Source organism: Flavobacterium zepuense (genome assembly GCF_007097145.1).
Classification (GTDB): domain Bacteria; phylum Bacteroidota; class Bacteroidia; order Flavobacteriales; family Flavobacteriaceae; genus Flavobacterium; species Flavobacterium zepuense.
This window is the reverse complement of sequence record NZ_VJVZ01000003.1, coordinates 134718-149437: the sequence shown is the minus strand read 5'-3', so window position 1 is coordinate 149437 and position 14720 is coordinate 134718. Positions and strand designations below refer to the sequence as shown.

Genomic DNA, 14720 nt, shown 5'->3' with positions numbered 1-14720 from the left:
TGACGGATGTTTTTAATGTAATTTTTTAGGAGATCGAGGCATCTAAAATCTCAAATCTACACTCTCAAATCTTAAATTTTTACTTCCCGTACCTACCTAAAAATCCGGAAGGTGTTTCCCCGGTTTTATTCTTAAACAACCGCGAAAAATAAGCGTAATCTTCATACCCAAGCGCGTGGGCAATTTCGGCAAAGCTGCCGCGCTGTAATATTAGTTCTTTTTTAGCCTCTAAGAGTACACGGTCTAAAATAATATCGGTAGAGGTTTTGCCGCTTACCTGATGCGTTATACGGTTTAAATGCTTGGCTGTCATGGCCATTAAAGAGGCGTAGGCCGATGGCGACTTTTCGTTTTTATAATGCTGCTCAACAAGTGCTTCCAGCTGTCTGAATTTTGCATAATAGCCGTTGTGGCTGTCTACCGTTGCAGGGTTCTGCTCCTCATATAAACGAGTGCTGTATATATAAACCAAATCAATAAGGCTTACAAGGGCGTGTGTCTTGAGGCTTTGTGCCGATGTATTTTCCTCTAAAATTGATTGGAATTGGTCGGCTATTTTTAAAAAGGACTCTTCCTGCAAATAAAGGCAGGGCGTATTGTGCATGCTGTAGTAAAAGGGGAACTGCCCAAGCGGACTCTGCGTGTAATGCAGCTCGTAAAATGCACGTGTGTGGAAAAATATGTAGCCTTTAGTATCAGGCGAAAGCTCCCAATGGTGTGTTTGACCCGGGTTAAGAAAAAATAATGCACCGGGTTTTACGGGGTAGCTGGTAAAGTCAACCTCGTGCGTGCCACTGCCATGCGTAAATAGTACCGCAAGGTAAAAGTTATGGGAGTGGGGCAGGGCAATGTCTTTATGGCGCGTTATTAAATGATCCTGCAGCGTGTTGGCGTAAAACTCCTCGGCGCTGTCATGATCGTGAAACTGGGCTATATCTAATACGTTTACTTTTTTCATGGTGACTGAACTGACACGAATTTCACAAATTTACACGAATCATATAATTGGAATTTGTGATAACTAGGAAATTCGGGGGAAATATAAATATGTCCTAAAAGTACAAATATCTGCGCACATATGCCATTGACTTTACCCCTTTATGTGCCGTACATTTGAATAAAAAAAGATCATGTCACAGTTTAAAAATATCTTAGATGAGAAATGTCCTAAATGTGGAGAAGGACAGGTATTTGCAAAAAAAGGCAATCCTTTGTTGTTCAGGATGCCAACCATGAACGCCAACTGCCCTTGCTGCGGACACAAATTTGAAAAGGAAACCGGCTACTTTTTTGGCTCTATGTATGTTAGCTACGGCCTTACCGTTGCCGAAATGATTAGCGTTTTCCTAGTTGCACACTTTTTTATAAAAAGCTTTAGCGGTATGATGTTCCTAATAGGCACGCTTGCTGTGTTGTTAAGCACGTTTAACTTCAGGCTATCGCGCATGATATGGATCTACCTGCTGGATGGTAAGAACCGGGAAGTGTAATTTAGATCGTTAGATTTTTGGACTTAACTAATCAAAATACGCTTCAAAATCGGTAGTAATAGCTTTTTGATATACCAAGTCGATTTGCCTTTTAAGGATACGGTCTGTTGAAAGTTCCGGTAGGTTATTAGCATCAAAATATTGGGCATCGAGCATATCAAAACCGTTGGTAAGTTCTACAGATGTTGCCTCGCATAGTATCACCATTTTGTAAACATAAAAAGGCTGCGGCGGGTGGGGGTGCATGCGTTTATCAAACACGGCAAGCAATGCTTTAGGCATTACATCCAGTCCGGTTTCTTCCTTAACTTCTTTAATAGCCACTTCTCGCGGAGATTGCCCAACATCGGCCCAGCCACCGGGTAACGACCATTTGCCATCGGCACTTTCGCGAGCCAGTAATACCTGCTTTTTATCAGCCGAAAGCACCAGCGCCCTGACATCAGTTTTAACGGTAGGGTAGTCGGTTACCGGGGCAAACATCTCATTAAGCGCTTCGGTACTATTGCCGCTGACTTTGCTCATTAAATCGAGGCTTATCTCGTGCAGTTCGGTATAGCGTTCGCGGTCATAATCGTTAGAAGCGTACAAAAGGCCGGTATCAGCCAGGGCTTTTAGTTTTTTAATCTGGTCCAGTATTGTGTGCATGTAAAATCGTATTGATTACTCAAATATATAAAATACATCAACTCCAACTTCAAAACTAAAATTATTATCTTAGCTTTTTAAAGCTATCCAAAACCATGAAAAACCGCCTGCTGATTGCCCTTTTCGCTACCGTTATATTTGCCTCATGCAAAAAAGAAGAACCCCGCGATTACAAAGCGTCGTTTACTACTGCGAGTGTAGATACCCTTTTACAGGATGAAATAAGCATACGCGCCCTTGCCATAGACGGCGATAAGGCGTGGTATGCAGGCAGTAACGGTAAATACGGCTGGGTATCGCTTAACGGGGGTAAGGATTTTAGCGGTGTAATTGCCAGGGATACGCTGTTTCCCGAATTCAGGAGCCTGGCGCAAACAAAGGATGGCGTTTTTATACTAAATGTGGGAACCCCGGCATTGCTCTACAAAATTTCTAAAGACGGCAAACGCAACGATTTGGTGTATACCGAAAGCGGCGAGAAAGTATTTTACGACTGCCTTAAATTTTATAACGATAAAGAGGGTATTGCCATGGGCGATGCTATGGATGGAGCGCTATCGGTGCTTACTACTAAAGATGGTGGCGCAACCTGGGTTAAACAGCCTGCGCAGAACATGCCCAAGGCTGCCGAGGGCGAAAATGCTTTTGCGGCCAGTAACACCAATATAGTGATTAAAGGCGATAAGGTTTGGATAGCATCCGGTGGTAAGAAATCACGCATTTATTATTCTGAAGATAAAGGCAGGAAGTGGGAGGTTTTTGATACGCCTATTGTTCAGGGTAAGGAGATGACGGGTATTTTTGGCGCCGACTTTTATGATGACCAAATAGGTTTTGCCGTGGGTGGCGATTATGAGCACCCCGACCAAAACTTTGGCAATAAGATATTAACAGAGGATGGTGGCGAAACGTGGAAACTTGTTGGCGAAAAAACCGGTTTCGGGTATGCTTCGGGGGTACAGTTTGTGCCGGGGAGCAATGGCAACGAGCTTGTAACTGTAGGCCAAACCGGGGTTTGGTACAGTTTTGACCGTGGGGCTACCTGGAAAAAAATACTGGACGACAAGAATTTAAATACCCTTGTGTTTAAAGATGCCAAAACCTTTATTGCCGCCGGGCAAAAAGAGATCATCAGGGTTACGCTAAAGTAGTTTCGGTAGCCGCAATTAATTTCTTACACTTTACTATAAACAACAAACGCGGACTATAAGTCCGCGTTTTCGGGTATTTGAGCTATTTCCATAGCGGCAATACGGTTATCGGTAATGGTAAAAATATGCTTTACATAGCCATCAAAAACTATGCTACCGGCTAAATCTTTTACTACCTGGTGCACGGTAACTTCTGTGCGGCCATTGGGTAATTGGGTGATAGTTTCAGGGTCTACCTTTGGGTTAATTTCGGACCATTGGCGTGTCCAGTAATCGCGAATTTCGTCGTAGCCCGTTACAAAGTCGCCTTCCCAGGCCTTGGGCCAGCGTACGTTAGGTGTCATGGTAGCAAGGGCAGCATCAATATCGCGGGCATTAAAGGCGTTGTATGCGGTTGTTATAAGTTTGTTGGTCATGGTTTGGTTTGTTGTTTGTGTAGAGCTAAGGTAGGGAATATTAGGTTATATTTATATTTGGCACGAGCTTGAAGCTCGCGCCAGCGAACGTAACCGAATTTGGAAAACTGTTGCTAGCGCGAGCGTCACGCTCGTGCCGGTAATGCTTTTAAAATGTTTGAAACATTATTATATTTACAAAATGAGCCGTAAATACAAATTTGGTGAGAAAACCGGTGCTTACTTTGTGAGTTTTGCAACTGTAAATTGGATTGATGTTTTTACAAGAGATGAATATTTTTGGTGCATTATAGAATCTTTAAACTATTGCCGACAAAACAAGGGTATGGAATTATATGGCTATTGTATAATGCCGAGCCACATCCATTTAATTTTCAGGTCTGCATTAGGCGACCCATCAGGTTTAATGCGAGATTTTAAAGGTTTTACATCCAGAAAAATGTTAAGGCTGATTTCCGAAAATCCACAGGAAAGTCGCAAAGAATGGATGCTTTGGATGTTTGAACGTGCCGGTTTAAAGAACAGTAACGTTAAAGAACGTCAGTTTTGGCAACAGCACAATATGCCTATAGAAATATGGTCGTATACGGTTTTTGAACAGAAGCTTACATATATCCACAATAACCCTGCGGAAGCAGGTTTTGTCACCGACCCGATAGATTGGAAATTTAGTAGTGCCAGGAACTATGGTAATAATGATAATACAATTTTAGAAATAGATTTGAGCTAATTTATTTGGGCACGAGCTTGAAGCTCGCGCCAGCGAACGTAGCTAACCCTATGCTATGCATTGTTGCTAGCGCGAGCGTCACGCTCGTGCCGTTTGTTTAACAAGCCCTAAGTAAATTGTGCACGAGCTTGAAGCTCGCGCCAGCGAGGGGCCATTTGTTTAACAAGTCACAATTATCATATAGTAAATTATACAGGAAATTTAAGACAGAAGGAATTTGACATATTATCTAATGTTTTGTGCGATATATTTGTTAATTTTAAACAATAATTACCTTATTTATATGACAGGATTTGAATTTTTAGATAAGCATAGATATATTAGAAATACTTTGTTTTTAATTATAATTTTATTAGTAGGTACAATAATATATTCATTACTAAATGGTTCTAATATTTCAACTCCATACTTGAATATCACTCGACCGAAAGATACTATAGCGAGTTTACCAAAAAAAAATATAGATACAACAAGTTCGAAATCTTTAAAAACAGTTACTGGAAAAAGCAAAAATCAATATAAAGTAAATGAAAAAAAAGACTCTATTAATAATCTCAAACCCTCAACTGCTTATAGCGTAACGAGTAATAATCAAATGGGCGGAATCACGGCAGGGCAAGTTTATATAAACGAGAATAACCAGAGAAAGTTAACAATCCAATCTAAAGAATTTTTATTAAGCAAATTTCCTGATAAGAATAAATCTATAGATGTTAATTACATTATGGGAGACAAAGAAGGCTATAATTTTGCAGCGGAAATCTTAAGCTTTTTAAAATCTAATAATTTTCCAAAAGCAAAGATTAATAGTGCTATGTTTATGAGTGAACCGTCTTACGGTGTTGAAATTGAAGAGAAGGACACTGTAACTAACATTAATGTATTTAATGATCCAGCAACCAAACCGAAGTAAACACATTTCAAAAATATTTCTTAATAGCATCACTTCAAAATAAATTTTTATAACACTACACCAACATTCTGTTATTTTATTACTTTTGAATAACTAAAGATTATTTAAAAATAGCCATGGATTTCGAAAGAAAACAATTAACCAATCAGGAATTACTCGATTTATATAAGAAATTATTAAAACCAAGGCTTATAGAGGAGAAGATGCTCATACTCATTAGGCAGGGTAAAGTTTCTAAATGGTTTAGCGGCATTGGGCAGGAGGCTATCTCGGTTGGGGTTACCGCCGTGCTGCACCAGGACGAATATATTTTACCCATGCACCGCAACCTTGGGGTGTTTACGGGGCGCAATATACCGCTGTACCGCTTGTTTAGCCAATGGCAGGGCAAGGCCAATGGCTTTACCAAGGGTAGGGACAGGTCGTTTCACTTTGGTACGCAGGAGTTTAAGATAATAGGCATGATATCGCATCTGGGTCCGCAACTGGGCGTGGCCGACGGTATTGCCTTAGCCCATAAATTGCGCCACGAGGGTAAGGTTACCGCGGTGTTTACCGGAGAGGGCGCCACCAGCGAGGGCGATTTTCATGAGGCGCTTAACATTGCCGCCGTTTGGGAGCTGCCGGTGCTGTTTATTGTAGAGAATAACGGTTACGGGCTTAGTACGCCCACCAACGAGCAGTACCGCTGCGAAAACATTGCCGATAAGGGCATTGGCTACGGTATGGAGGCCCATATTATAGATGGTAACAACATTTTAGAGGTATACACTAAACTGACCGATATTGTTAAGAGCATGCGCGAAAACCCAAGGCCGGTGCTGCTGGAGTTTAAAACCTTCAGGATGCGCGGGCACGAGGAGGCGAGCGGTACAAAATACGTTCCGCAGGAGCTGATGGACCTTTGGGCTGTTAAAGACCCGGTAGATAATTACCGCAGCTTTTTAAAGCAGGAGGGTGTGCTTACCGAGGCGCATGATGCCGAGCTTCGCGCCGAATTAAAGCGCGAAATTGACGAGCATTACCAACAGGCAAGTGCCGAACCGGCTATTGAAGCCAGTTTAAGCGAAGAATTAAATGATGTTTATAAACCGTATATATTTGAGGAGGTTAGTCCGAATACGGATATGGATAATGTAAGGATGATCGATGCGATATCGCAGGGATTAAAACAATCGATGCAGCGCCACGATAACCTTGTTATTATGGGTCAGGATATTGCCGAATACGGTGGCGCCTTTAAAATTACCGATGGCTTTGTGGCCGAGTTTGGCCGCGACAGGGTTAGGAACACCCCAATATGCGAGTCGGCTATTGTGTCGGCCGGTATGGGGCTGTCGATTAATGGGTACAAGTCGGTTATCGAGATGCAGTTCGCTGATTTTGTGTCAACCGGATTTAACCCCATTGTAAACTACTTAGCCAAAGTGCATTACCGCTGGCAGGAAAACGCCGATGTGGTGGTGCGCATGCCTTGCGGGGCAGGGGTGCAGGCGGGGCCTTTCCATAGCCAGACCAACGAGGCGTGGTTTACCAAAACACCGGGGCTTAAGGTGGTGTACCCGGCGTTTCCGTATGATGCCAAAGGCCTGATGGCTACCGCTATAAACGACCCTAACCCGGTTATGTTCTTTGAGCATAAGGCGTTGTATAGAAGCATTTACCAGGATGTACCTAAAGATTATTATACCCTGCCGTTTGGTAAGGCTGCCCTGCTTAAAGAGGGTAACGATGTTACCATTATTACCTTTGGCGCGGGTGTGCACTGGGCTTTAGAGACGCTGGCGAACAACCCTGACGTTAAAGCCGACCTGTTAGACCTGCGCACGTTGCAGCCGTTAGATACCGAGGCTATTTATGCGTCGGTTAGGAAAACGGGTAAGGTTATCATCCTGCAGGAAGATACCCTTTTTGGAGGTGTAGCCAGCGATATTGCCGCCATGATCATGGAGGAGTGCTTTGAGCACCTGGACGCTCCGGTTAAACGTGTGGGCAGCCTTGAGAGTGCCATACCGTTTACCAAGGCTCTGGAAGACCAGTATCTTGCCAAAGGGCGTTTTGAAAATTCGCTGAAGGAGCTTTTGGCGTATTAAGAAAGTTTACAGTTGACGGTTTACAGTTGACAGTTGACAGTTGACAGTTTGTCGGTTGTCGGTTGTCGGTTGATGGATGAAAAATTTGGGCTGACTATTTGGTCCGCTTTTTTTGTTTTTGGAAGGGGAAATTTCGATAGCAGAAAAATTGTGAAAATAACCATCTTTTGAAAAACTCTAAACCCAAAACTCTAAACCCAAAATAGATTTTTCCAACTCAATATCTAAAAGTGAAATATTAAGCTAATTGTAAGTTTATTCTTAATTTATTGATTGAAAAAACGCGGTGTTTTTACTAACTCAGAATCCAAAAGTGAAATATTAAGCCCTTTTTTGATGTTTGAAGCGTAAATTCCATACATTTGTATATACAAATATCGAATAGTATGTCATTACATAGCTTTAAAAACTGGACCGACGGATTAGGTGAAGTGGACAAAAAATTGCCTGTACTTTTTATAGGGCATGGGTCGCCCATGAATGGGATAGAAGACAATGAATTTTCTCAAATCTGGGCGGCAATGGGTAGGCAAATATCACGGCCTAAGGCAGTTATAGTAATATCTGCACACTGGCTAACCCGCGGTACACACATTACAGCTATGGAAGAACCCAAGACAATTCATGATTTTGGGGGCTTTCCGCAGGCATTATTTGACGTGCAATACCCTGCAAAAGGCGACCCTGAGCTGGCTGAGGCGGCTTCTAAGCTAATTACCTCGACACATGTGGGTTTAGACCATGATTGGGGCTTGGATCACGGCACCTGGACGGTGGTTCGGCACATGTATCCTGATGCCGATATACCTGTACTTCAGCTAAGTATAGATTACGGCAAGCCACCACAGTACCATTATGACCTGGCTAAGCAGTTGGCTGCCCTCCGTAAAAAAGGCGTGCTGATTATTGGTAGTGGCAATATGGTGCACAACCTGCGAATGGTTGACTGGCAGCGACTTAGCGAACCAAACTACGGTTTTGACTGGGCAATAGAAATGAACAGTATCTTTAAGCAAAAGATTGCTAACGGCAACCACGCCGACCTTATTAACTACGAGAAGCTAAACAAGGCTGCAACGCTGGCTATACCAACACCGGATCATTACTTCCCGCTACTGTATACGCTTGGTTTACAGGACAATGAAGACGGTGTTAGCTTCTTTAACGACAAGCTGGTAGGAGGCTCTTTGAACATGACATCGGTAAAAATAGGGTAAAAATCTTACTTTTATAGCCATAAAATACCCTTTAAACGGGTCTTAACTTTGCAGTGCGTGGAAGGGGCAGAACCTTTGCAGGTGTCATCAATAATTTCCAGTATTTCAGCTTTCAGATCTTTGATTGTTAATGCTTGTCCGTCAGCTTTATACGCTATAATTTGTTTGATATTGTATACTTCCGGCTCTTTGGTTTCCGTTTGTTTTTCAGGATAATACTGGTTTAATATGTTTTGGATTTTACCATCAAAACCATCTTCATCGGTCTCCATGATCCTTTTTATGATCTCAAATTTTAGTTCGGTTGTGCTCATAATGCATTCATTTAGAGGTGGGTATTATTTAGTTTGTAATATATAGTCACGGTACCATTTGCCTATGGCGAATACTTTTTCAGCAAAGATCATTACCGCGACCGGTATAAATAAATATTCTATATATCCCTGATTGTAAAGTAAGTATGCAGTAAGTAGCAGCAATCTGCCATACTCCAGGTAATATATCCATTTGCGTTGCTCTAACAGGGCGCCGCAATTGATTAAGGTTATAAGTATAAATAATGCTGTAAACAGCTTGTCTTCAGCGTGTTGATAGGCAATAAAATAGGTAAACCACATAAGCATACCGGTAGACAGTGCCACCTGGAAAGCAAGATAACCTTTGAACCTCAGTGCGTTAAGCTTAAGACTACGGTCCTGTAAGAACTTCTTTTCAAGTTCCGGACGGATATCCTGATCCATATCAGCGGGGCTGCCAAAAACTGCTTTCCATTTGGCTGTGAAGCCATTAGCACGTTTATAGCTTTCGTAAATCTCAAAATAGTAATGAAAATGCTGCCACAAAAAGCTATAGCTTTTTAAAGGGTGGGTAAGGCCGTACTTAGGTTTTTCTTCCTCAATCTGGAAGGTACCAAACATCTTGTCCCAAAACACGAACATATCGCCGTAATTCTTGTCGAGGTATTTTTCATCGGAAGCATGATGAATACCATGTAATGAGGGAGTTATGAATACATATTCCAGCCATTTTATGCGCCCTACTATCTGCGTATGCGTAAAAAAGGAATAGGCTCCATGAACCAATAGCATGGTTATTACCATAGTAGGATGGAAGCCAAATAACGGCAGCAGGCACCAAAATGCAGTACGTATAACTGCCTGAATAGTAGTTATTCTGGCGGCAGCGGTGAAGTTAAACTCCTCGCTATGATGATGTACTATGTGTGCCGCCCAAAAAATATTGACTTCGTGCCCTAACCTGTGATACCAGTACCAAACAAAGTCGGTTGCTAATATTAATGCAATCCAAATGAGCCAGTTAGCCGGGATATCGAATATTTTGTAGTTATCATAAACAAAATAGTATAATTGGTAAAAGCTGGCCGCCACGAAAAGGTTAAGCAAACGCTCTGCAATACCGATACTTACGTTAGATATTGAGCTCTCGTATTTAAATAATTCGGGTTTCTTTTTGCGCTGCGCTGCTTTATATTCCAGGAAAACAAAAAGAAAAAAAGCAGGCATGGCAAATGCCAGATAGTTGTGTTTTTCCATTACGGTAATTTTATATCCGCAACAAAAATAACAATACTCTACTAAATTAGTAGACTAAAAAGTCATAAAATTATTAACCAACCCTGGTTAATAAACATTATTGGGTCTAAAACGTTGTAAATAAAGGGTTTCAAGAGTTATTCGGCACCGTCTTCTTTATCCGGTTTAATAGGATATTTGCCAAAAAGGGTAGAAAGCTTCCAAATTTTGTACGGTTTGTATGAAAATTTGTTAGACAATGCTATCATGGCAACGGTATCGCCCTTTAAGGTAACGTAAGACGATGTATTGCCATGCCACCAACCGTTATGGTAAAACAGCTTTTCGCCGGTTTTCCACTCGTGCATGCGTATGCCAAGGCCGTAATTGCGTTCGCCTTTATGCTCGTAACTATACCCCTGAAAAACCTGCTTAACCAGCTTAGGATTAAGGAATTTCTTAGAATAAGTAGCCAAATCGAACTTAAGCATATCGCGAGGAGTAGAGTAGATGTTCTTATCACCATAGATATTATCCAGAAAATCATAGTCATACAAAACATTATTGCCTTTGTAGGATTGCGATGCTGTTTCCTTATCCTTATAATAATCAAATACATAGGTGTTCTTCATACCCAGCGGATCAAAGATTATCTTTTTCATGGCATCGCGATAATTCATCTTTGTAACTTTCTCAATTACAAGGGCAAGCATAGCGTAGTTGGTGTTGCAGTAGCCAAACTTCTTATCGGGTTTAAAATACAGATCGAATTTATGCAATGCAAGCAAATCCAGTATATCCTGGTTTTTCATCATACTACGGTCCCAAATTGTTCGGTCATCGCCAAAATAAGCATAGTTAGGCAGTCCACTACGGTGGTTAAGCAACATTTTGATGGTAATATCCTCGTACGGAAATTCAGGGAGTATGCTATTAACTTTGGCATCAATATCCAGCTTTTCCAAATCGATAAACTTTAAGATAACGGCAGCGGTAAGCACCTTACTAACAGACGCTAAGTGAATAGGAGTATTAGCATCAATTTCGGTCTTGTTTTTTCTGTTGGCATAGCCACCGTAGGTTTCAAACAATATCTGTCCGTTTTTTGCTACAAGAAAACCTCCGCTTAAATCGTCTTTAGGCCATGTCTTGTTGTAAAATTGCTTAACACTATTAGTTTTACTCGTTTTCCAGCCCGAAGTCAGCTTGTTAAGCTTTACATCAAGCGGGGTGATATGCAGCACGGTATCCTTTACATTTTGTTCGGTATCAGCACTTGCAACAGTATTTTTATCTTTTTGGCACGAAGCTAAAAGCAATATAAATATATAGGAGGTAAATTGTAGAAATTTCATTTTTGGAAATACGTAAAACCGCAAATATAACTAAACCAAACTTTTCAGAAAGGTTTTTTTAGTAAGGTTAACAGTTAAAATTTAGATTTTTTTACATCGTAAAACTTAATATTTTGAAATGCAGCGGGTTTGTATCTTATGCCCGTTTTTTATTTTATGCCTTGAGCAAAATTGCCTATTTTTACGGTAAATTATTATAGCGATATGGACAAAATACAATGGCAGACCGTAAAAGAATTTACAGATATAACCTATAAAAAATGCAATGGCGTAGCACGTATAGCCTTTAACAGGCCCGATGTAAGAAACGCTTTCAGGCCTAAAACCACATCCGAACTTTTTGAGGCATTTTTAGATGCCCGTGAAGATACTTCTATTGGCGTGGTGCTGCTTTCGGCGGAAGGGCCGTCATCTAAAGATGGCGTGTATTCTTTTTGCAGCGGTGGCGACCAAAAAGCGCGTGGCCATCAGGGTTATGTAGGAGATGACGGTATGCATAGATTGAATATATTAGAAGTTCAGCGCCTTATCCGCTTTATGCCTAAGGTGGTTATTGCTGTTGTACCGGGTTGGGCCGTGGGCGGCGGGCACAGCCTGCATGTAGTATGCGACCTTACCCTTGCCAGTAAAGAACACGCTATTTTTAAACAAACCGATGCCGATGTTACCAGTTTTGATGGTGGATATGGGTCGGCTTACCTTGCTAAAATGGTGGGCCAGAAACGTGCCCGTGAGATATTCTTTTTAGGAAGGAACTATTCGGCTCAGGATGCTTACGAAATGGGGATGGTAAATGCCGTTATCCCTCATAGTGAATTAGAAGATACTGCCTATGAGTGGGCACAGGAAATACTGGGCAAATCGCCAACATCTATCAGGATGCTTAAATTTGCCTTTAACGCTACCGATGACGGTATGGTGGGCCAGCAGATATTTGCCGGTGAAGCTACACGCCTTACGTACATGACCGAAGAGGCTAAAGAGGGCCGTGATGCTTTCCTTGAAAAGAGAAAGCCTAATTTTAGGGAGATTAAATGGATTCCATAACATAGTTAACAGTTGTTAGTTGACAGTTGTCGGCTTCCATCTTTACTGTTATTATATTTGACAACCATTAACTAACAACTGCCAACCTCTAATGCAAGAGCCTTTTTTAAACGAAACTATAGATACATTGCAGCTGCCTAAGTATGAAGGTGTGGTGCTAACACCACTGCATCCATCGTATTTTAAGATCATCATCTTTAATATAGGATTGGTGTTTGGCTTGCTGGCAATCGGCGCGGGTTTGGGTTTTTACTACTTAGAAGAACTAAATCCGTATCGGCTTACCATAACCATAGTTTATATTGTAATCTTATTGTTTACAATATTAATAAATGTTATAAGCTTTAAAAACAGGGGTTTTGCCTTTAGGGCGCACGATGTTATTTACCGCAGCGGTGCCATTGCAACCACTACTACTATAATTCCGTACAACAGGGTGCAGCACGTGGCGGTTCATGAAGGATTGCTTTCGCGAAAGCTGGGACTGGCTGCTGTAGAGGTATTTACAGCAGGAGGCAATAGCAGCGACATACAGGTGCCGGGCATTGATAAAGACCAGGCAGAGAAAATTAAGTATTTGCTTATGGGCAAAATTAATCCGCAGCAGGATGAACAGCAACTTTAGCCAGCCCCAACGCCAGTCGCTTATTGGGGTAGTGGTTATGTTTGCCGATACCTTTCAGGGTACGGCGCGTGCTTTGTGGCCATTTTTAATTGTATGGGTATGGAAAATAAACCAGTACAATAAACTATATATTGGCCTTGCTGTAGGTGGCGTTATGCTGTTGGTTGCTATAATTGCCTATCTTAAATATCTGAACTTCACCTTTTTTTTAGATGAACAGAATGAAGAGTTTGTGGTGCGTAAAGGCATACTAAACAAGAGTCGCATTGCAATTCCGCTTGATAAAATTCAGCAGGTAAACATCAACCAGTCATTTATACAGCGATTAATTGGCGTGCATGCACTGGAGGTTGACACAGCAGGGAGTAACGGCAAAGAAGTATCTATACGTGCCATAAAAGAGAGCCTTGCAGTATCTTTAAAGGAGCGATTGCTGGAAGGGGTACGGGATGCTGTAATTGATGATGATGAGTTTAACAGTAAAACCTCTTATTCCCGGCAAACTATAAACAAACCATTTATCCAGATCAGTTTTTTGAGCCTTGTTAAAACCGGGATAACTTCTAATTATATAAGGAGTTTCGCGGTATTACTGGCTTTTATGATAACTATTTTTCAGAATCTGGAAGAGTTTATAAATGTTACAGGGTATGACGATAGTCCATTAGATGATTATATAAATGCCGAGGTGCTGCTTAAGTTTATAACCTTTATAATAGGGGCAATTATATTTTTAACGCTGATTGTTAACCTGGTACGAACCATTGTGCGGTATTATAATTTCAGGATAACCAAACAGCAAAATGGTTTGTTATTGAGTTATGGTTTACTGAATACCAAAAACACCATCATAAGGCCGGAAAAGGTTCAGGTAGTAACGGTAGGGCGTAATTACTTTCAAAAGAAATTTAACCTTAACGACCTTAAGATACGCCAGGCATCGGGTACGGAAGCAAATGATAAAGACCAGAAAAAGACAGCGATAGAGATTCCCGGTTGTAGTGAAAATGAGAAAAATATGCTGTTACAATTTTTACTTGAAAAAATCCCTGAAAAGGGCGTAGTAGTTAAGCCTAATTTGAGGAAAATAATATTTGAATCGTTTAAGCTTTTGGTTATACCTATTGGCATCTATTTTTTATTTGCTTTTAAAATTGAGCCATCCGTAAAGGATTACATCATCTTCGTTCCTATTTACGGGGTATTTGCGGCCATATTGATATATTTTGCTTTTAGGAACAGCAGGCTGTTTGTGAGCGATGATTTTATTATAAAACAAAGCGGCGCCTGGGATATTGATAACGATTATATAGCGCCTCATAAAATACAATCCGTATCGTTAAAGCAGTTTTTTTGGCAAAAAGGATCTGATGTAGGTGTTGTTACTTTGCATACGGCAGGGGGCACAATATCGTTCGGATTGGCTAATTTTACAAAACTTAACGAATTGGTTAATTACTGGCTGTGGCAGGTAGAAACTACAGATAAGCATTGGATGTAAAT

General features: G+C 41.2%; 15 protein-coding genes. 9 read left to right on the top strand and 6 right to left on the bottom strand.

From position 1 onward, the window contains the following. Nucleotides 1-79: 79 nt before the first annotated feature. Nucleotides 80-958: an AraC family transcriptional regulator gene (locus FMM05_RS05955; RefSeq protein WP_143372428.1), complete on the bottom strand. Its 879-nt coding sequence runs from the start codon at nucleotides 956-958 to the stop codon at nucleotides 80-82. 172 nt (nucleotides 959-1130) lie between these two features. Between FMM05_RS05955 and FMM05_RS05950 the strand changes: the two genes are divergently transcribed. Next, nucleotides 1131-1490, top strand: a complete 360-nt coding sequence (locus tag FMM05_RS05950) for a DUF983 domain-containing protein (RefSeq protein ID WP_143372427.1) — start codon at nucleotides 1131-1133, stop codon at nucleotides 1488-1490. A gap of 27 nt (nucleotides 1491-1517) precedes the next feature. Here the strand turns inward: FMM05_RS05950 and FMM05_RS05945 are convergent, their stop codons facing one another. Continuing rightward, on the bottom strand, nucleotides 1518-2138 hold the full coding sequence (locus FMM05_RS05945; RefSeq protein WP_143372426.1) for an NUDIX hydrolase: 621 nt from the start codon (nucleotides 2136-2138) through the stop codon (nucleotides 1518-1520). A 95-nt stretch (nucleotides 2139-2233) separates the two neighbouring features. Here FMM05_RS05945 and FMM05_RS05940 point away from each other — a divergent pair, with 95 nt between their 5' ends. Further along, nucleotides 2234-3289 carry a beta propeller repeat protein gene (locus FMM05_RS05940; protein ID WP_143372425.1) on the top strand — a complete coding sequence of 352 codons (1056 nt, stop codon included), beginning with the start codon at nucleotides 2234-2236 and terminating at the stop codon, nucleotides 3287-3289. Between the two features lie 53 nt (nucleotides 3290-3342). Here FMM05_RS05940 and FMM05_RS05935 read toward each other — a convergent pair whose 3' ends face one another. Next, the gene (locus FMM05_RS05935) at nucleotides 3343-3705 is read right to left on the bottom strand and encodes a nuclear transport factor 2 family protein (RefSeq protein WP_143372424.1); all 363 of its coding nucleotides are present in this window, start codon (nucleotides 3703-3705) and stop codon (nucleotides 3343-3345) included. A gap of 181 nt (nucleotides 3706-3886) precedes the next feature. On the opposite strand from FMM05_RS05935, the gene FMM05_RS05930 reads away from it, so the two are divergent. From FMM05_RS05930 to ygiD, 4 genes are all read left to right on the top strand, one after another. Beyond that, nucleotides 3887-4435 carry an REP-associated tyrosine transposase gene (locus FMM05_RS05930; RefSeq protein WP_143372423.1) on the top strand — a complete coding sequence of 183 codons (549 nt, stop codon included), beginning with the start codon at nucleotides 3887-3889 and terminating at the stop codon, nucleotides 4433-4435. A 283-nt stretch (nucleotides 4436-4718) separates the two neighbouring features. Continuing rightward, nucleotides 4719-5348: a hypothetical protein gene (locus tag FMM05_RS05925; protein WP_143372422.1), complete on the top strand. Its 630-nt coding sequence runs from the start codon at nucleotides 4719-4721 to the stop codon at nucleotides 5346-5348. Nucleotides 5349-5464: 116 nt separating this feature from the next. Beyond that, nucleotides 5465-7441 (top strand): alpha-ketoacid dehydrogenase subunit alpha/beta, encoded by a 1977-nt coding sequence (locus FMM05_RS05920; protein ID WP_143372421.1) that lies wholly within the window; start codon nucleotides 5465-5467, stop codon nucleotides 7439-7441. Nucleotides 7442-7827: 386 nt separating this feature from the next. Then, nucleotides 7828-8658: a 4,5-DOPA-extradiol-dioxygenase gene (gene ygiD, locus FMM05_RS05915; RefSeq protein WP_143372420.1), complete on the top strand. Its 831-nt coding sequence runs from the start codon at nucleotides 7828-7830 to the stop codon at nucleotides 8656-8658. Nucleotides 8659-8669: 11 nt separating this feature from the next. Here the strand turns inward: ygiD and FMM05_RS05910 are convergent, their stop codons facing one another. From FMM05_RS05910 to FMM05_RS05900, 3 genes are all read right to left on the bottom strand, one after another. After that, nucleotides 8670-8972 (bottom strand): hypothetical protein, encoded by a 303-nt coding sequence (locus tag FMM05_RS05910; RefSeq protein ID WP_143372419.1) that lies wholly within the window; start codon nucleotides 8970-8972, stop codon nucleotides 8670-8672. A gap of 24 nt (nucleotides 8973-8996) precedes the next feature. After that, the gene (locus tag FMM05_RS05905) at nucleotides 8997-10211 is read right to left on the bottom strand and encodes a sterol desaturase family protein (protein ID WP_143372418.1); all 1215 of its coding nucleotides are present in this window, start codon (nucleotides 10209-10211) and stop codon (nucleotides 8997-8999) included. A 137-nt stretch (nucleotides 10212-10348) separates the two neighbouring features. Further along, nucleotides 10349-11545 (bottom strand): serine hydrolase domain-containing protein, encoded by a 1197-nt coding sequence (locus tag FMM05_RS05900; RefSeq protein WP_143372417.1) that lies wholly within the window; start codon nucleotides 11543-11545, stop codon nucleotides 10349-10351. A gap of 204 nt (nucleotides 11546-11749) precedes the next feature. On the opposite strand from FMM05_RS05900, the gene FMM05_RS05895 reads away from it, so the two are divergent. From FMM05_RS05895 to FMM05_RS05885, 3 genes are all read left to right on the top strand, one after another. Then, nucleotides 11750-12592, top strand: coding sequence for a 1,4-dihydroxy-2-naphthoyl-CoA synthase (locus FMM05_RS05895; protein WP_143372416.1), 843 nt, complete (start codon nucleotides 11750-11752; stop codon nucleotides 12590-12592). A 91-nt stretch (nucleotides 12593-12683) separates the two neighbouring features. After that, nucleotides 12684-13217, top strand: a complete 534-nt coding sequence (locus FMM05_RS05890) for a PH domain-containing protein (protein WP_143372415.1) — start codon at nucleotides 12684-12686, stop codon at nucleotides 13215-13217. Beyond that, a complete protein-coding gene (locus FMM05_RS05885) occupies nucleotides 13201-14718 on the top strand; it encodes a PH domain-containing protein (protein ID WP_143372414.1) in 1518 nt (505 codons plus the stop codon). The genes FMM05_RS05890 and FMM05_RS05885 overlap by 17 nt, the downstream gene beginning before the upstream one ends. Nucleotides 14719-14720: the final 2 nt, after the last annotated feature.